15 protein-coding genes are annotated in these 17,426 nt (G+C 72.9%); 8 read left to right on the plus strand and 7 right to left on the minus strand.

What is annotated here, in order from left to right; all coding sequences use genetic code 11:
* Positions 1-232: 232 nt before the first annotated feature.
* From J2S41_RS01735 to J2S41_RS01755, 5 genes are all read right to left on the minus strand, one after another.
* Positions 233-1,225 carry a hypothetical protein gene (locus J2S41_RS01735; protein ID WP_310362098.1) on the minus strand — a complete coding sequence of 331 codons (993 nt, stop codon included), beginning with the start codon at positions 1,223-1,225 and terminating at the stop codon, positions 233-235.
* Positions 1,222-3,843, minus strand: a complete 2,622-nt coding sequence (locus tag J2S41_RS01740) for an AAA family ATPase (protein WP_310362101.1) — start codon at positions 3,841-3,843, stop codon at positions 1,222-1,224. Before J2S41_RS01740 ends, J2S41_RS01735 begins: the two co-directional genes overlap by 4 nt.
* Entirely contained in the window at positions 3,840-5,006 is a 1,167-nt protein-coding gene (locus J2S41_RS01745) for an exonuclease SbcCD subunit D (RefSeq protein ID WP_310362103.1), read from the minus strand. The genes J2S41_RS01740 and J2S41_RS01745 overlap by 4 nt, the downstream gene beginning before the upstream one ends.
* Before the next feature lie 12 nt (positions 5,007-5,018).
* Complete coding sequence (locus J2S41_RS01750; RefSeq protein WP_310362105.1) at positions 5,019-6,782, minus strand: ATP-binding protein; 1,764 nt, start codon at positions 6,780-6,782, stop codon at positions 5,019-5,021.
* 102 nt (positions 6,783-6,884) lie between these two features.
* A complete protein-coding gene (locus J2S41_RS01755; protein ID WP_374728102.1) occupies positions 6,885-7,619 on the minus strand; it encodes a pyrimidine reductase family protein in 735 nt (244 codons plus the stop codon).
* Positions 7,620-7,890: 271 nt separating this feature from the next.
* On the opposite strand from J2S41_RS01755, the gene J2S41_RS01760 reads away from it, so the two are divergent.
* The 8 genes from J2S41_RS01760 to J2S41_RS01795 all read left to right on the plus strand — a co-directional run bounded on the left by J2S41_RS01760 (position 7,891) and on the right by J2S41_RS01795 (position 16,565).
* On the plus strand, positions 7,891-9,198 hold the full coding sequence (locus tag J2S41_RS01760) for an ABC transporter substrate-binding protein (protein ID WP_310362108.1): 1,308 nt from the start codon (positions 7,891-7,893) through the stop codon (positions 9,196-9,198).
* Positions 9,199-9,307: 109 nt separating this feature from the next.
* On the plus strand, positions 9,308-10,306 hold the full coding sequence (locus J2S41_RS01765; protein ID WP_310362111.1) for a carbohydrate ABC transporter permease: 999 nt from the start codon (positions 9,308-9,310) through the stop codon (positions 10,304-10,306).
* Positions 10,307-10,383: 77 nt separating this feature from the next.
* Positions 10,384-11,208, plus strand: a complete 825-nt coding sequence (locus J2S41_RS01770; protein WP_310376242.1) for a carbohydrate ABC transporter permease — start codon at positions 10,384-10,386, stop codon at positions 11,206-11,208.
* A complete protein-coding gene (locus J2S41_RS01775) occupies positions 11,205-12,581 on the plus strand; it encodes a GH1 family beta-glucosidase (protein WP_310362113.1) in 1,377 nt (458 codons plus the stop codon). The genes J2S41_RS01770 and J2S41_RS01775 overlap by 4 nt, the downstream gene beginning before the upstream one ends.
* A 62-nt stretch (positions 12,582-12,643) precedes the next feature.
* Positions 12,644-13,690 (plus strand): LacI family DNA-binding transcriptional regulator, encoded by a 1,047-nt coding sequence (locus tag J2S41_RS01780; RefSeq protein WP_310362116.1) that lies wholly within the window; start codon positions 12,644-12,646, stop codon positions 13,688-13,690.
* Between the two features lie 124 nt (positions 13,691-13,814).
* Positions 13,815-14,546 (plus strand): ACT domain-containing protein, encoded by a 732-nt coding sequence (locus J2S41_RS01785; RefSeq protein ID WP_310362119.1) that lies wholly within the window; start codon positions 13,815-13,817, stop codon positions 14,544-14,546.
* A gap of 418 nt (positions 14,547-14,964) precedes the next feature.
* The gene (locus tag J2S41_RS01790; protein ID WP_310362121.1) at positions 14,965-15,963 is read left to right on the plus strand and encodes a GNAT family N-acetyltransferase; all 999 of its coding nucleotides are present in this window, start codon (positions 14,965-14,967) and stop codon (positions 15,961-15,963) included.
* A 401-nt stretch (positions 15,964-16,364) separates the two neighbouring features.
* Positions 16,365-16,565, plus strand: a complete 201-nt coding sequence (locus J2S41_RS01795) for a DUF3072 domain-containing protein (protein WP_310362124.1) — start codon at positions 16,365-16,367, stop codon at positions 16,563-16,565.
* Here the strand turns inward: J2S41_RS01795 and J2S41_RS01800 are convergent.
* Both J2S41_RS01800 and bsaP read right to left on the minus strand, forming a co-directional pair.
* Positions 16,558-17,061, minus strand: a complete 504-nt coding sequence (locus tag J2S41_RS01800; RefSeq protein ID WP_374728238.1) for a GNAT family N-acetyltransferase — start codon at positions 17,059-17,061, stop codon at positions 16,558-16,560. The two genes, J2S41_RS01795 and J2S41_RS01800, sit on opposite strands and share 8 nt — an antisense overlap.
* A gap of 66 nt (positions 17,062-17,127) precedes the next feature.
* Positions 17,128-17,316, minus strand: a complete 189-nt coding sequence (bsaP, locus tag J2S41_RS01805; RefSeq protein ID WP_310362128.1) for a biotin synthase auxiliary protein BsaP — start codon at positions 17,314-17,316, stop codon at positions 17,128-17,130.
* Positions 17,317-17,426 lie beyond the last annotated feature (110 nt).

The following is a 17,426-nucleotide window of genomic DNA, read 5'->3' on the forward strand; positions in this document are numbered from 1 at the left end:
TCCGACGCGGCGTCGGAGCGGCGGCGGAGCCGCCGCGGGTTTGCCCGCGGGAGCATGCGGACCGCGACCACGCCGGAAGCGGGCATATCGCTCGTGGAATCCAGGGCTCGGCCGCGGGGAAGCACGATGCCCGCGGGAGCACGCCGCCGCCGACCGCGCCGGGGACGGCCGGCTCAGTGCCCGCGGGACCACACACGGACCGCACCGCGCCGGGCGTCGGGAGGGAAGGTCGTCAGCGGTCGCGGGTGGCGGCCTGGTACGCGGCGCGGGCGGCGGATTGGGTGAGGGCGCGGTGGAGGAGGCGGGAGTCGCCGAGCATGGAGCGGAGGCGGCGTTCGAGCCCGGCGATGGGGATCAGGTTCTGGGGGGCGCGCGGGTCCTTGTACGCCGTGGAGGCGAAGCGCGGCAGCGTGACGAGCGACAGGTCGGCGAGCGCGAAGGCGGCGGCCGGGGGCAGGTCGGCGGAGCACTCGGCGCGGACGATGCCGGCCCAGGGGGCGCCGGGGCGGCCGGGAAGGCGAAGGTACCAGGAGTAGCCGCCCCAGGTCGTGCCGGTCAGGAAGACGGGAGAGCGCTGACCCGGCTTCAGCGAGGTGACCACGGCGGCGAGGCGGGGTGGCAGGTACTGCCGGTGCTGGGTCTTGATGTAGCCGATGGTGCGGGCGAGCTGGCGGCGGTTGCGCAGCGGGCCGTCCACGACGAGCAGGTCGTCCTCGCCGGCGCCGGCGCGGGCCTCGGTGGAGACGTCGACCTCGAGCGCGGTGAGCGGCGCCTGGATGGCGGCGGGGAGCTTGCTCTGCTCGCCGCTGCCGGAGACGCGCTGCACGGTGTAGCGGATCGAGCCGGCGACCGCGTCGGTGGCGCTGGGGCTGGCGGTGAACAGGCCGCGCTGGACGCGCGCGCCGGCCAGCTCGGCGACGCCGCGGTCGAGGTCGCAGCGGACCACGCCCGCCGCGTACGAGGCGGCCAGGCCGGGGTACGACGCGCCGTCCTCCTCCTCGGTCCACAGCCCCGCGTCGATCCGGCGCACGCCGTCGACCAGCAGGACCACCCGCGGCGGGCGCAGGTCCGGCGGCGGGAGCAGTGGCTGCCAGGCCTCGTCCGGCACCTCGACGGCCGCGTCGACCTGTGCGGTGCTCTGCTCGGACGGGCCGGCGAAGGCGCCGTCGGACTCGATGGACGAGCCGTACGCCGGGTCCCACGCGTCGATGAAGTAACGGGTCACAGGCCGCTCCGGGTCACTCTCGCGCTACGGGCATCCTTGCGCACCTCGAAGCGGACCGGGATCCGCTCGGCCAGCGCGCCGACATGGGTGACCACGCCGACCATCCGGTCGCCGCGGGCGGCCAGGTTCTCCAGCGTGGCGGCGACGGAGTCGAGCGTGGCCGCGTCCAGCGTGCCGAAGCCCTCGTCCAGCACGATCGACTCCAGGCTGGCCGCGGTGGTGGACATGCCGGACAACTGCTCGGAGAGCGCCAGCGCCAGGGCCAGCGACGCCTGGAACGTCTCGCCGCCGGAGAGCGTGCGCACGCCGCGGCGCAGGCCGGCGTCGTGGTGGTCGACGACCCAGAACTCGCCCTTGTCGTGCACCAGCTCGTACTGCCCGCCGGAGAGTTCACGCAGGATGCGCGAACCGCCGTCGACCAGCAGGTCCAGCGCCTCCTCCAGCAGCCATCGTTCAAAGTTGTTAGCCCGGAGGTGGCCGGCGAGCGTCTTCGCGACCCGGCCGGCGCGCTCGTGCGCGGCCCGCTGCTCGCGCAGCTCCGCGGCCTGCTCGCGCCGCTCCTCGATGCGCCGCAGCGCACCCTCGGCCCGCTCGGTCGCCACCGCCGCGGCCCGCAGGTACTCCGCCTCGCCGCGCTTGGCCGGTGCGGACAGGCCGACGCCCTCGAAGAGGCCCTGAATCCTCAGGTGCACGTCGTCCGCGCCGTCCCGCGCGGCCCGCAGCTCCGCCTCGGCCGCGGTCCGGGCGTCCGCGCGCCGGGCGACCTGCTCCGCCGCCCACCCGGCCAGCCCGGTCCAGGCCGCGGCCACGTCGTCGCGGTCCGGCGCGGGCGGCCCGAACGGCGCCACCGTGTCGCGCGCGGCGTCGAAGCCCTGCCAGGCGGCCCGCAGCCGCTGCTCCGCCCGGTCCGCCTCGGCCTGGGCGCGCCGCTGTGCCTCCCGGGCCCGGCGCACGGCCGCGCCCGCGGCGTCCAGCTTCGTCCGCAGCGCGGCGATCTCGTCCAGTTCACGGCGCAGCGCGGCGGGGCCGGGCGAGCCGGCCACCTTCTCCGTCGTGGCCTTCAGCCGCAGTTGCAGGTCGTCGTGGCGGGCGCGGGCCCGGTCGAGCGTGCGCTCCAGCTCGCGGGCGGCCTGCTCGCGCTCGGTGACCAGCGTGGCGGCGCGGTCGGCGGCGGCGCGTGCGGTCTTCCCCTCGGCCTCGGCGGCGGCCACGGCGGAGCGCCCGGCGGCCCGCTGCGCGGCGGCGTCGGGCTGACCGGCGGCCGCCCCGGCGCGCGGCCGTGGTGCCCCGGCCCGTGCCCGGCCGCCGTCGATCGCGCGGCCGGCGCCGTCGACCGGCACCGCGAACCCGGCCGGCGACTCGACCGGCAGCGCGGTGACCGGCTGCGCGCAGACCGGGCAGGCGTCGCCGACCGTGAGGTGCAGCCGGAGCGCGGTGGCGCGGTCCGCGTTCTGCGCGTCCTGGTACGCCTGGCGGGCCGCCTCCAGCGCGGCGGTGGCGCGTTCGTGCTCGGCGCGGGCCGTGGCGACGGACGCGGCGGCCGTGCCGTGCTCGGACTCGGCGGACGCCAGCATCGCGGTCAGCTCGGCCGCCTGCGCGGTCAGCTTGTCCAGGTCGGCGTGCGCCTCCAGCAGCAGGCGCAGCGCGGCCGGGTCGCCGCTGCCCGCGACCTCGCCGCGCACCTTCTCCTCCTGCTCCTCCGCGGCGTGCACGGCCGTGACCGTCTCGGCCGCGGTGGCGCGCGCGGACGCGGCGGCACCGGCGATCGCGGTCACGTCCGCGGGCGCGCGCACGCCGCGCAGCTTCGCGATCTCGGCGTCCAGCGTGGCGAGCGCGACCGTGGCCGCCTCGGTCCGGGACGCGGCGGCGCGCAGGTCCGGCAGCGCGGCCTCGACGCCCTCGGCCAGCTCGATCACCCGGTCCAGATGGTCGGCCGCGGCGGCGAGGTGCGCGTCGTCCGTGTCGTCCAGCCCGGACAGCAGCTGGTCGACCGCGGAGAGCTTGGCGTCCGCGGCGCCGGCCCGGGCGGTGGCGCGGCGCTGCACCTCCTCGTAGACGCCGAGGTCGAGCAGGTTGACCAGGATCTGCTGCCGGGTCGCGGGCTTCGCGTGCAGGAAGTCGGCGAACTGGCCCTGCGGCAGCACCACGCACGTGGTGAACTGCTCGTACGGCAGGCCGACCGCCTCCTGCACCGCCTTGTCCATCTCCGCGGGCGTGCCGGCCAGCACCTCGCCGAGGTCCTCCGGGGACAGTCCGGTGTCCAGCTTGGTCACGTCGAACCCGCGCGGCATCAGTTGCAGCCCGGCGCCGCTGGTGGTGACCCGTCCCTTGCCGTCCCGGCGCACCACCCGGGTGGCCACGTACCGCTCGTTGGCGGACTCGAAGACCAGGCGGACGCGCGCCTCGACCGCGGACGGGGAGAGCGCGTTGACGATGCCGCGGGCCGTGCCCCAGCGCGGGACCTGGCCGTAGAGCGCGAACGTGATCGCGTCCAGCACCGTGGACTTGCCGGAGCCGGTCGGGCCGACCAGCGCGAAGAAGTCCGCGTCCGTGAAGTCCACCGTGGTCTGCTCGCGGAACACGGTGAATCCGGACATGTCCAGCCGCAGCGGCCTCACGACGCGCCTCCCGGGATCTCCTCGTAGATCTCGTCGAACAGCTCCTGCACGCCCTCGTCGTCGTGCCCGCGCACCGTCAGGTAGTCGGCGAACAGCGAACTGGGGGAGCGGCCGGCCCGCTGCGCCGCGGTCGGGCTGGTCCGGGTGGGCAGCATGTCCGGGTCGATGCGCACGTCCAGCGCGTTCGGCAGCAGGTCCTGCACCTCCTCGCGCAGTCCGGCGCGCGGCATCTCGCGCACGTAGACGCGCAGCCAGCCCGGCGCGTCCGCGTGGCGCTCGGCGAACCGCTGCAGGTCGGCGAGCGTGCCGCGGACCGTGCGCAGCGGCGTCGCGCTCCCGATCGGCACGGACCGGGGCCGGGCCGGCGTGGTGGCGGTGACCTCGACGATCGTGACGGACGGCGTGTTCTCCTCCTCGCCGAAGTCGACCGCGAGCGGGCTCCCCGAGTACCGGATCGGGCAGGGGCCGAGGATCTGCTGGGTGCGGTGCAGGTGCCCGAGCGCCACGTAATGCGCGGTGGACGGGAACACGCTGGCCGGCACGGCGTAGCCGAGCACGGTGTGCGCGTCCCGCTCGCCGCCGCCCATCTTCGCGCCGACCACGGTGAGGTGGCCGGTGAGGACGTTGACGGCGCTGCGGTCCGCGAAGTCCTCGGTCAGCTTCGCGATCAGCCGGCCGATGTGGTCCGCGTACGTCTGCTGCGCCTCGGACGCGGTCAGCTCGTACATCTCCACCGCGCGCACCGCGTACCGCTGGGACAGGAACGGCAGCGCGACCAGCCGCCACGCCTCACCGCCGGCCGTGGTGCCGGTCAGCACGTGCTCGGACGCGGTCTCCCGGACCGTGCCGCGCAGCTGGATGCCGGCCGCGTCCGCCCACGGGCGCAGCGCGTCCAGCGCGGCGCCGTTGTCGTGGTTGCCGCCGATCGCGACCACGTCGGCGCCGGTGGCCCGCAGCGCGGTCAGCGCGCGCGTCACGATGCGCGTGGAGTCCGGCGTGGGCGCGGCCGTGTCGTATAGGTCGCCGGCCACCACGACCAGGTCGGGCCGCTCCCTCTGGGCGATCTCGACCAGGTCGCGGAGCACGTTGATGTGCTCCTCCACACGGGTGTGTCCCTTGAGGACCTTCCCGACGTGCCAGTCCGAGGTGTGCAGGATCTTCATGGGTGTCCGTCGCTAGAAGGGGATGTCGTCGTCGGAGATGCGGGAGCCCGGGCGCCCTCGCCCCCCGACCACGGCGAACGGGTCCGCGGCCTGGACGATCGAGCGGAGCGTGCCGGTGGGGGCGTCACCGGCCTCGGACACGCGGGTGGCCCACGCCGGGAACGGGAACTCCACGCAGAGCGGGACCGGGATGTCCGGCTGGTTGACGAACATGGTGCCGGGCTTGGCCAGCAGCACGCGCTGGCGTTGCGCGGGCGGGAGGAACCCGTACTCCGGCCGGCCGGCCTCGGCGGGGTCGAGCCGGCCCACCACGCGGACCGCGGAGTTCGTCACGATGCGGCGCTCCACCTCGCTGGCGGTCTGCTGCGCCCCGATCAGGATCACGCCGAGCGACCGGCCGCGCTCCGCGATGTCGAGCAGCACCTCCTTGATCGGGGAGGTGCCGTCGCGCGGCGCGTACTTGTTCAGCTCGTCGAGCACCACGAACAGCAGCGGCTTGGCCGTGCCCGCCTTCTCCTTGCGCTCGAACTCGCTCTTGAGCGTCACGCCGACCACGAACCGCTGCGCGCGGTCCGGCAGGTTGTGCAGGTCGACCACGGTGACCTGCGCGCTCTCCGACGTGTTGATCGAGTGTGGACGGCGCTGGGCCAGGTCGCCGCGGATCAGCCGGGACAGGTCCTTCTTGCTGGAGATCAGGCGGCGGGCGAACGCGTTGGTGGTGCCGATGCCGACCGCGGAGCCGGCCCAGTCGCGGCGGGTGTCCTCGTCGCTGAGCTGCTCGACCAGGAAGTCGACCAGGTCGCCGTAGGAGCCGATGCGCTTGCCCTGGATGCTCACGCCGCCCTCGGCCGGGACCGCGACGCGCGCCAGGTGCGCGGTGACCGCGTGGACGACCATCGTGTACTGCTGGCGCTCGTCGTCCGCGTCGGCGAACACGTACGGCAACAGGCCGGTCTCGCAGAACTCGGCGAGCGTCCAGTAGAACGCGTCCACACCGGTCAGCCTGCTGCTCACGTCCGGGGTGCCGGAGGCGTCGCCGATCCGCGGCGGCGCGTAGACCCGGACGTCCGCGAACGCGTCGGCGGGCAGGCCGAGCTTCCCGTACGCCTCCGTGGTCCGCTCGTCCAGCCGGGTGTTGGGGTGGTCGAGGAAGAGCAGGTCCTCACCCTTGACGTTGAAGATCAGCGCCTTGGAGTTGACGCTCTCCGCACCCAGCACGCCGGAGCGGAACACCGAGTACAGCAGGAACGTGGCGAAGCTGGTCTTGGTGGCCACGCCCGAGATGCCGGAGATGGAGACGTGCGCGCCGCGCGTGCCGTCCAGGAAGTCCGCGTTCAGGTAGACCGGGACGCCGTCGCGCCCGGTGCCCATCGGGATCGGCCGCTCCATCCGGTCGAAGTGCAGCGCCTGCGCGCGGGCGACGCCCTCGGCGCGGTGCACCGGTGCGCCGGGCGCGGGCGGCACGTAGAGCTCCGGGTCGACGCGGGTGGTGGTGATCTCCGCGGCCTCCTGGACCAGCGCGGGCAGCGTGCCCTCCGCGATCGCGAACACATCGGAGTCGAACTGCGCGCCCTCGTGCCGCGCGCGGACCTGGGTGACCACGCCGGCGATGGTCACCGGCTCGCGGTCGGGCAGTTCCCGCCGGGTCACCACCACGTCGTCGAGCTGCAGGTACGCCCCCGGGGTGACGGCGGTCCAGAACTGCAACGGGGTGGCGTCGGCGGTGCCCAGCACGCGGCCGACGGCGGGGCCCGGGTCCGAGGGGTCTACTGGCACCCGATCATCGTGCCCCACGGGTACGACAACAACGGAAGCCACGCCGTGGTTGGCACCTCCTGTCCCCACGTTTTCCACAAGATCTTGTGGTTTCCCACAGGGTTATCCACAACGGGTGGGCGTGGGCTCATCGTCCGGGTGACCTCGGACATACCTGATCATCAGGTGCTCGCCACCGCGCAGCACGTGCGCCGGGCGCATCCGCCGCGCCGCCGCGACCGGCCCGGCCGCGATCCGGGACGCGCCGGCGCCGGCCAGCACCGGCGCCACGGTCAGGCACAACTCGTCGACCGCGTCCGCGGCGAGCAGCGTGCCGAACAGCCGCGGGCCGCCCTCGCAGAGGATGTGGTGCAGCCCGCGCGCCCGTACCGCCGGAACCGGGTTGTGATCGTCGAACCGGACCACGTCGGCGACCCTCTCCAGGCCGGCGTTGCGGGCGCGGGAGGGGGTGAGCACGATCGGGCGCACCGGCGCGTCCGCGAGCGCGGGCATGGCGGGGTCGAGGTCGAGCGAGGCGGAGACCGTGACCAGCGTGGGTACGTCCGGCAGGCCGTGCGCGCGCCGCCACTCGATCCGCGGCGGGCTGAGCCGGATCGGGCGGTAGTTCTCCCGGCGCAGCGTGCCGGCGCCGACCAGGATCGCGTCCGCGAGCATGCGCAGCACCCCGAAGACGCGCTTGTCCTCGGCCCCGGACAGCGCGGTGGAGAGCCCGTCGATCTCCATGGCGCCGTCCGCGCTCGACACGAAGCTGACCCGGAGGCTCGGCCCGGCCGGGCGCGCGTAGTGCGCGATCAGCGTCTCGTCGTCGAGGTCAGGGCCGGGAAGCAACTCGTTCACGCCAAAAGCCTAATGGTGACAAGGTTTTTCGCCGGTCGTCCCGGTGACCTCACTCAGCGTGGTAACGAAATGGGAACGCTCCCATCGGCCCCTTGACACCCTCGTAACGCGTCGGCAATCTCATGGGAGCGCTCCCGAGTATGCAGTGGGCGGCACCACACCACGCTGGGACATCGGGCACGTCCGTCGATCTTCCATCGGTCGACTTCAGGGTTCTTCGGGCACACGACATACCCACCATCACCACCATCACGACCTGAGAGGGGTCAGGATGAGCGTTCCGAGGCGCCGCCTGCGCGGCATCGCGGCGGCGGCTCTCGCCGCCGGTTTGGTTCTCTCCGCCGCGGCGTGCAGCGCGAGCGACGGAGACAGCGGCGAAGGCGGACAGAGCACCATCGTCCTGCAGTACTTCGGCAGCCCCGGCTTCGACGCGGCGGTCGCCGCCTTCCAGTCGGCGAACCCGGACATCAAGGTCGACGCCCAGAACATGGGCGAGCTGAAGGACTTCACGCCGAAGCTGAACCAGTGGCTCGCCACCGGTCAGGGCGCCGGCGACGTCGTCATGCTCGAGGAGGGCACGCTCCTGGGCTACCTCGAGACGCCGGACAAGTGGACCAACCTGCTCGACCTGGGCGCGGCCTCGCTGGAGGCGGACTTCCTGCCCTACAAGTGGGCCAACGGCTTCACCGCGGACAAGTCGAAGCTGGTCGGCCTGGGCACCGACATCGGTGGCCTGGCCATGTGCTACCGCACCGACCTGTTCCAGAAGGCCGGCCTGCCGACCGCGCGTGACGAGGTCTCCAAGCTCTGGCCCACCTGGGAGCAGTACGCGGCGACCGGCAAGCGCTTCAAGGAGTCGGACGCGGTCAAGGACGTCGCGTGGATCGACACCGCGACCGCCGTCATGCAGCCGTACATCATGCAGAACTCGCAGACCTGGTTCTACGACACGAACAACAACTACATCGTGGAGCAGAACCCGATCGTCCGTGAGGCGTGGGACTTCGGCCTGCAGATGGCGTCGGACGGGCTCACCGGCAAGCTGCAGCGCTGGCAGCCGGACTGGAACGCCGCCTTCGCCAACGCCGCGTTCGCGACCGTGCCCTGCCCGGCGTGGATGACCGGCTCGATCGCGGAGCGCGCCGGCGACGCCGGCAAGGGCAAGTGGGACATCGCCACGATCCCGGGCGGCAGCGGCAACTGGGGCGGCTCGTACCTGGCCATCCCGGAGCAGAGCAAGAACAAGGAGGCGGCCTACAAGCTGCTGACCTACCTGACCGGCAAGGACGGCGAGCTCTCCTCGTACAAGGAGAAGGGCAACATGCCGTCGAACGTGAAGGCGCTCGACGACCCGGCGTTCAAGGACTCGACCAACGAGTACTTCAGCAACGCGCCGACCGGCGAGATCTTCGGCGCCAGCGCCAAGAGCCTCAAGCCGATCTACCTCGGCCCGAAGCACCAGGGCATCTGGGAGAACCACTTCGAGACCGAGATGCGCAACGCGGAGCAGGGCAAGAAGACGTCCGATGAGGCCTGGGCCAAGGCCGTCGCGGACGGCAAGAAGCTGGCCGAGGGCTGATCGACCGGTAACGCGTCACGGTGGCGCCCACGCGAACGACGAGCGTGGGCGCCACCGTCACACGGTCTGGAGTCACCGGCCGCGCCGGCCGGGGAAGGAACCCCACCACATGAGCGTCAACACCCACGCGGCGGGCATGCCGCGGCACGCGGCGAGTCCCCCGCCGCTGGACCCGGGGCAGCGCCGCAAGCAGGCGCGCCAGGTGCGGCTCGGACGGCTCGACCTGAAGATGTCGCCGTATCTCTACGTCGCGCCGTTCTTCATCCTCTTCGCCGTCTTCGGCTTCTTCCCGCTGATCTACACCGGCTGGGTGTCGATGCGCGAGTGGGGCCTCATCAAGGGCGACCAGGGCTTCGTCGGCCTGCAGAACTTCCAGGAGGTGCTGGCCGACGCCAACTTCTGGAACGCCATGCTCAACACGTTCGGCATCTTCGTGGTGGCGACCGTCCCGCAGCTGCTGCTCGCGCTGATGCTGGCGAACTGGCTGAACCGGAAGCTGCGCTTCCGCACCGCGCTGCGGATGGGCATCCTGCTGCCCAACATCACCTCGGTCGCCGCGGTCGGCATCGTGTTCGGCTTCATCTTCGCCGACCGGTACGGCCTGGCGAACTGGGTGCTGCAGTCGCTGAGCCTGGACCCGGTCTCCTGGCGGGGCAGCCGCTGGGCCTCCTGGACCGCGATCGCGTTCATGGTCGACTGGCGGTGGACCGGCTACAACGCGCTGATCTACCTGGCCGCGATGCAGGCGATCCCGCGCGACCTCTACGAGTCCGCCTCGCTGGACGGCGCGTCGCCGACCCGTCAGTTCTGGCAGCTCACGGTGCCGCTGATCCAGCCCACCATCCTGTTCACGGTGATCATCTCGACCATCGGCGGCATGCAGCTGTTCACCGAGCCGCTGATGTTCAACTACGGCGCGGCCGGCTCCGGCAGCGGCCTGGAGAACTTCCAGACCATCGCGATGTACATCTACACCACGACGTTCGAGGGCAACTTCAAGTACGGCCTCGGCTCCGCGATGTCCTGGCTGCTCTTCATGTTGATCATCTTCTTCGCGCTGATCAACTTCCTGCTGGTCCGCCGCTCGCTGAAGGGGTCCGTCAAGTGACCGCGCTGACTACCCGGCCCGCGCCGAACGCGCCGGCCGAGCACAAGCCCACCCGGCGGCGCCGGCCCGGCGCGAAGCTGTGGGAGGCGAGCCCGCTCACCTACGTCGCGCTGATCATCGCGGTGCTGCTGGCGATCTTCCCGATCGCCTGGTCGTTCATCGTCGCCTCGCGCGACAACTCGTCGGTCTACAAGATCCCGCCGCCGCTGGTGCCGGGCGGCGAGTTCGCCGCCAACACGCAGCGACTGCTCGCCAACGACCAGGCCCACTTCCTGATCGGCCTGGCCAACTCGATCTTCGTGTCCAGCGTCGTGACGATCTCCGTCGTGCTGTTCTCCACGCTGGCCGGGTTCGCCTTCGCCAAGCTGCGGTTCAAGGGCGCGAACGCGCTGCTGCTGATCATCATCGTGACGATGATGATCCCGACCCAGCTCGGCTACATCCCGCTCTACATCCTGATGATCCAGCTGGGCTGGCTCGGCTCGCTCCAGGCGGTGATCGTGCCGTTCCTGGTCAAGGGCTTCGGCGTGTTCATGATGCGGCAGTACGCGATGTCCGCGGTCCCGGACGAGCTGATCGAGGCGGCCCGGATGGACGGCTGCTCCACCTGGCGGATCTACTGGAACGTCGTGCTGCCCACGCTGCGACCGGCCGCGGCCGTGCTGGGCCTGCTGACGTTCATGGAGACGTGGAACGAGTTCCTCTGGCCCTACCTGGTTCTCGACGGCGACACTCCGACGATCCAGTACTCGCTTAAGATCCTTGCGACGGGCAACTACACGACCGACTACGTCCAGGTCTTCACCGGCACCGCGCTGGCCATCGTGCCGCTGCTCCTCGTGTTCATCGCGTTCGGCCGTCAGATCATCGGCGGCATCATGGAAGGTTCCGTCAAGGCGTGACCACTCATCAGTTTCCGCCGGGTTTCCTGTGGGGCGCCGCGACCGCGGCGTACCAGATCGAGGGCGCGGCCACCGAGGGCGGCCGCGGCCCGTCGATCTGGGACACGTTCAGCCACACGCCCGGGCGCACGGTCAACGGCGACCACGGCGACGTGGCCTGCGACCACTACCACCGGATCAAGGACGATGTGCGCCTGATGGCCGACCTGGGCCTCACGTCGTACCGCTTCTCGATCGCCTGGCCGCGCATCCAGCCGACCGGCTCCGGCCCGGCGAACCAGGCCGGTCTGGACTTCTACCGCCGGCTCGCGGACGAGCTGCTCGAGGCGGGCATCCTGCCGTGGGCCACGCTCTACCACTGGGACCTGCCGCAGGCGCTGGAGGACGCGGGCGGCTGGCCGGCCCGGGACACCGCGTCCCGGTTCGCCGACTACGCCCAGCTCACCGTGGACGCGCTCGGTGACCGGATCACGCACTGGTCGACGTTCAACGAGCCGTGGTGCAGTTCCTTCCTCGGGTACGGGTCGGGCGTGCACGCGCCCGGCGTGCAGGACGGCGCCGCGTCCGTCCGGGCCGCGCACCACCTGCTGCTCGGTCACGGGCTCGCGCTCCAGGCGGTCCGGGCCACCACGCCGAGCGCGCGCCTCGGCATCACGCTGAACCTCTACTCGATGGGCGCGGCGTCGGACTCGGCGGCGGACGCGGACGCCATGCGGCGCATCGACGGCCTCGCCAACCGGTTCTTCCTGGACCCGGTGCTGCGCGGGGAGTACCCGGCGGACGTGGTGGAGGACCTGGCCCCGGTCACCGACTTCACCCACCTGCACGACGGCGACCTGGCCACGATCGCGCAGCCGCTGGACTTCCTGGGCATCAACTACTACAGCCGGCACGTGGTCGCCGCGCCCGAGCCGGACGCGGTGGCGAAGCCGTCCTGCTGGCCGGGGAGCGAGACCGTGCGGTTCGTGCACCGCCCCGGCGTGCCGGTGACGGACATGGACTGGGAGATCGACGCGCCGGGGCTCGTCGAAACGCTTCGCAAAGTTGCGGAGACGTACCCGGCGGTGCCGCTCTACGTCACGGAGAACGGCTCCGCGTTCGTGGACAAGGTGGTGGACGGCGCGGTGGACGACCCCGAGCGGGTGGACTTCCTCGACCAGCACCTGCGCGCCTGCCACGCCGCGATCGAGGCGGGCGTGCCGCTCAAGGGATACTTTGCCTGGTCGCTCATGGATAATTTTGAGTGGGCCTGGGGATACACCAAGCGCTTCGGCATGGTCTACGTGGACTACGAGACGCAGACGCGCATTCCCAAGACCAGTGCCAGGTGGTACGCCGACGTGATCCGACGTAACGGTCTGGCCGCACAGTAACGCGTGGTCGTACCGTAGCGGGGCGTGCCCTCGGCGGCACGCCCCCGGCCCTTGGAGCAGACATGACAACCCAGCGCACGCGGTCGCTCGGACGGCCCACCCTCGACGCCGTGGCCGCGCGGGCCGGGGTCGGCCGCGGCACGGTGTCCCGCGTGGTGAACGGGTCTCCGCAGGTCAGCCCGGAGGCGCGGGCCGCGGTGCAGGCCGCGATCGACGAGCTGGGTTACGTGCCGAACCGGGCGGCCCGCGCGCTGGTCACCCAGCGGACCGACTCGGTGGCGCTGGTCGTCTCCGAGTCCGAGGAGCGGGTGTTCGGCGAACCGTTCTTCGCCGGCATCGTGCGCGGCATCAGTTCCGGGCTGCTCGACACGCAGATGCAGCTCTGGCTGGCCATGGCGCAGTCCCCGGCCGAGCGCGAGCGCGTCGAGCACCACCTCACCAACCAGCACGTGGACGGCGTGCTGCTGCTCTCGCTGCACGACTCCGACCCGCTGCCGACGCTGCTGGAGCAGCGCAACCTGCCCGCGGTCCTGGGCGGGCGGCCGGCCCGCATGCTCCAGCCGGGCGCGCAGGCCGCCTACTTCGTGGACGTGGACAACGCGGGCGGCGCGCGACTGGCCACGGAATACCTGATCGCGGGCGGCCGGCAGCGGGTGGCCACCATCGCCGGGCCGCAGGACATGGGCGTGGGCGTGGCCCGGCTCGCCGGCTATCGCGAGGCGGTGCGGCTCAGCGGCCGGCCGGCGGCGGAGGACCTGATCGCGTACGGCGACTTCTCCGAGGGCAGCGGCACCGCGGCCATGCACCGGCTGCTGGAGCTGAGCCCGGACCTGGACGCGGTCTTCGTCGCGTCCGACCTGATGGCCTGCGGTGCGCTGCGCGCGCTGCGCGACGCCGGTCGCCGGGTGCCGGACGACGTGGCGGTGGTCGGCTTCGAGGACGCGCCGATCGCGCGGCAGGCCGACCCGCCGCTCACCACGGTGTACCAGCCGGTCGAGGAGATGGGCCGGCAGATGGCCCGGCTGCTGGTGGCGCGCATCCGCCGGGAGCCGATGGAGCGGCCGTACGTGCTGCTCGACACGCACATGGTCACGCGCGCCTCCGCGTAACCGGTCCCATCTGCATTTTTATGCACAGACACGGGTAGGCAACGACGGCGAAACGGACACCCCTCACACTGGGTCCGGAAAGCTTTTGTTCCGCTGTTGTTCGCCAGGCTCGAGGGGGACGTCCATGTTGCTGCGGGTGCGGGTCACGCTTCCGGACCGTCCTGGGGCGCTGGGCCAGGTGGCGCGCACGCTCGGCGTCGCCGGTGCCGACATCGTCCAGGTCGTGGTGCTGGAGCGGCTCGGCGGCCGCGCGGTCGACGACTTCACCGTGGTCTGGCCCGGCGCCGCGCGCGTCGAGCGCCTGATGGCCGGCCTGGCCGCGATTCCCGGCGTGCAGGTCGACGGCGTCTGGCGGGCGATCGGCGCCCCGGTCGCCGGTGGGCACGACGCCGAACTGCTCGCCCAGGTCGCGGCGAACCCGGTGGACGGCCTGGCCACGCTGGTCGACGCGGTCCCCGGTCTGCTGGCCGCGGACTGGGCCGCCGCCGCGATGGTGCCCGCCGACTGGGCGTCCCGCGCCGCCGTGCCGCGGCCGGCCGGCGCGGAGGACGACGGTGGCCGGGAGCCGGACGTCGCCTACGCCAGCTGGCGGGCGCCCGAGCCGCCGCGGCTGCCCGAGGTCACGCCGCTGCGCGCCCGTTCGATGACCGGCCCGGACGGCACCCGGTACGCGGTCGCGCCGTTCGGCCGCGCCGGACTGGTCCTGGTGCTGGCCCGGATGGACGGCGACGGCCTGTCCGCCGCGTCGTTCCACGTCACCGAGGTGGACCGGATCTCCCAGTTGGTCCGCGCGGCCGCCGTGATCCTCGGCGACCGCCTGGACCTGGTCACCCCGCGCGAAGAGGCGACGCTCTAGAAGGTGAAGCACCGGGGGAGCGGCAGGGCGGGACAGCCGTGCCGCTTCGCGCACATGTTGAGCCACCGCTCGACCGGCGGTGCCGCGGGGCCGTGTCCGGGACGCGACCACCGCGGCCAACGACCGCTCCACCGGCACGTTCGCGCCCCCGGCGCGCTGATCCACGGCTCCGCCGCGGCGCGACGGACCTTGGAGCGCGTGCGGGCGCTGCTCACCGGCCCGAACGCCACCTGTCGCGGTCGTGCCCGGCCAGACCCGGTACGACCGGTGGCCGGCCGGACGCGGACGCGCTCGGCCTGACCGTCCACCCCCGGAAGCCGGGCGTGACGAGCGGCACGCGGCGAAGTTCGCGCTGAGCAATAGGTCAGTAACAGCAGCGTGCGACGCTGAGGTCTCGGCGGGAGGGAGCTGGGGCGTCGTGGGACTGTGGCGAATCAGGGCGACGGTGGACGACCGTCCGGGCTACCTGTCCGTGCTCACCGCGAGCCTGGCGCTGAAGTCGGTGAACATCCTGGCGGTCCAGGTGCACACCACCGAGGGCGGTGCCGTGGACGACTTCCTGGTCGACGCGCCCGACGCGATGTCCGAGCGCGACCTGCTCGCCGCCGTGGAGAAGGGGCGCGGCCGGGACCCGTGGGTGGCGCCGGCCGAGCCCCAGGCGCTGGCGGACGCGCCGACCAGCGCGCTCGGCCTCGCCGCCCGCCTGGTGCGCGACCCGGACTCGCTGGGTGACGCGCTCGGCGGCATGCTCGGCGCCACCGAGGTCACCTGGCGGGCCGAGCTGCCGCGCACCACGCCGCCGACCCGGTTCGGCCCGGCCCGGTCCGCGATGCGGCTGGCCGACCCGGCCGGCGGCGTCTACGAGATCGTGCGGCACGCGCCCGCGTTCACGCCCGCGGAGTACGCGCGGGCACAGGCGCTGGTCGAGGTGGCGGCCGCCGCGCTGCGCGCCGCCGAGGAGCCGGTCACGCTGCTGCTCCCGGACGGCGACGAGATCACGGTCCGCCGGGCCCAGCCCGAGGACCTTCCGGCGGTACGCCGCATGCGCGCGTGCCACCTGACCGTCGGCTCGGCCCGGGTGCACCGGCTGATCCCGCACGGCGTGGTGGCGCTCGCCGGCGAGCGGGTGGTCGGGCTGGCCGGGCTGCTGCCGGAGGGCGACCTCGCCGAGGTGGGGCTGACCATCGACGACGCCTGGCGCGGGCGCGGCATCGGCGCCACGCTGGTGCGGCGGCTGATCGCGATGGCCGGGCGCGCCGGGCTGGCCGCGCTGGTGGTGCACGTGCGGGCGGGCGAGGAGGCGATGCTGTCCACACTGGAGCGGCTCGGCCCGGCCTCCGCGCTGGAGCGTGACGCGGGCCTGGTCACGGTCACGCTGCCGATCGCGCCGACCCGGGCGACCTCGCCGGCCTCATAGGCCCTATACAAAGCGGTTACCGCACGGTTAAATCATGAGCGTCTATGGAAGCGCTCCCGTGGGCCGGAATAGGTGAGGGGACGGATGCGCCCACATCCGCCCCCTCGGTGTCCTCCACTACGCGTAGTCGCGCGCGGCTCCACGGACAGGAGCGAGTCTAGTGCGTCCGCGCAAGAAATCGTGCCCGCCGATCGGCCGAACGGCGTGGCGGGCCTCACGACTTCCGTCCGGCCGCCGTCGTTCTCGCGGACGACCCGGCCCCGCGCGACCGGCCGACACCGTCCATCGGCCGTCGCGCACCGGTCGCCGGGGAGGTGCACCCTCCCCGGCGACCGGTTTGACCAGCGGCGGACCGGGTAGGGGTACAGGCGTTCGACAAGCCGTACGGAAGGGGCCCGGCCATGACCGACCAGAACACCACGGCGCGGAAGGACCCGGACGACTGGACCACCGGCGACGAGCCCGCCACCGGAGCCCAGGAGTCCTACCTGAACACGCTCGCCACCGAGGCCGGCGAGGAGGCGCCCGAGGGCCTGACCAAGGCCGAGGCGTCGCGCCGGATCGACGAACTGCAGCAGAAGACCGGCCGCGGGGTCAGCTGAGCTCCTCCGCCAGCAGGTCCATCAGCAGGCCGTCGTGCCAGGTGCCGTCGGGGGACCGCTCGTACCGGCGCATCACGCCGACCGGGCGGAACCCGGCCTTGGTGTAACAGCGGATCGCGGCCTCGTTCTCGGCGGCCGGATCGATCACCAGCCGGTGGTGGCCGTGCGCGTCGATGACGTGCCGGGCCAGCGTGCGGACCGCGTCCGGGCCCAGCCCGCGCCCGCGTACCGCCGGGTTCAGGAAGATGTCGATGCCGGCGTGCCGGTACATCGGATCCGGCTCCTCGTGCCACTGGATCATCCCGGTCACCGCGCCGGCCAGCACGATCGCGAAGGTGGGCGTCTCCGCGTCCAGATGGTCGTCGGTGACCTCGGCGGCCAGGTCGTCGCCCCCGCCCCACCAGCGCCGCACCTCCGGATGCCGGCGGATCGCGGCCAACGCCGGGATGTCCGCGGCCTCGGTCGGCCGCAGCGTGACGGACGCGCCCGTCAGCACGGCCGCGCACGGCCGGCCGCATGCGGCGTCCCGCACCACGATGACGTTCACGACGCCATCATGCCCTCAGCGGGTCGAGAGCGTCCCGTGCTCCACGCAGGTCGCGCTCCAGCCGGCCGGCAGCACCTGCACCTTCATCCGGCGGCGGCACTCCGGGCAGAAGCGCGGCGGCTCCAGCTCGCGAGCCGCCGCGCAGCCGGTGTGGTCGCCGTCGGCCAGCGCCCGGCCGCACCGGTCGCACCAGGTCGCGGTCATCTCGGGCACCTCACTGCGGTCGTGGGCGGGGAGCGGGACGGGTCTTCGGCGGATGGGCACCCGGCGGGCGCGTCCGGTCCGGGCGGGGATTCGGCGGGCGAGGTCTCAGC

Origin of the sequence: Catenuloplanes atrovinosus (assembly GCF_031458235.1) — a bacterium.
Classification (GTDB): Bacteria; Actinomycetota; Actinomycetes; order Mycobacteriales; family Micromonosporaceae; genus Catenuloplanes; species Catenuloplanes atrovinosus.

Bases quoted from the DNA above. Each gene is read 5' to 3' on its own strand.
- J2S41_RS01745 (WP_310362103.1), bottom strand. From the start codon at position 5,006: ATGAAGATCCTGCACACCTCGGACTGGCACGTCGGGAAGGTCCTCAAG.
- J2S41_RS01760 (WP_310362108.1), top strand. From the start codon at position 7,891: ATGAGCGTTCCGAGGCGCCGCCTGCGCGGCATCGCGGCGGCGGCTCTC.
- J2S41_RS01765 (WP_310362111.1), top strand. From the start codon at position 9,308: ATGAGCGTCAACACCCACGCGGCGGGCATGCCGCGGCACGCGGCGAGT.
- J2S41_RS01780 (WP_310362116.1), top strand. From the start codon at position 12,644: ATGACAACCCAGCGCACGCGGTCGCTCGGACGGCCCACCCTCGACGCC.
- J2S41_RS01785 (WP_310362119.1), top strand. From the start codon at position 13,815: ATGTTGCTGCGGGTGCGGGTCACGCTTCCGGACCGTCCTGGGGCGCTG.
- J2S41_RS01795 (WP_310362124.1), top strand. From the start codon at position 16,365: ATGACCGACCAGAACACCACGGCGCGGAAGGACCCGGACGACTGGACC.
- bsaP (WP_310362128.1), bottom strand. From the start codon at position 17,316: ATGACCGCGACCTGGTGCGACCGGTGCGGCCGGGCGCTGGCCGACGGC.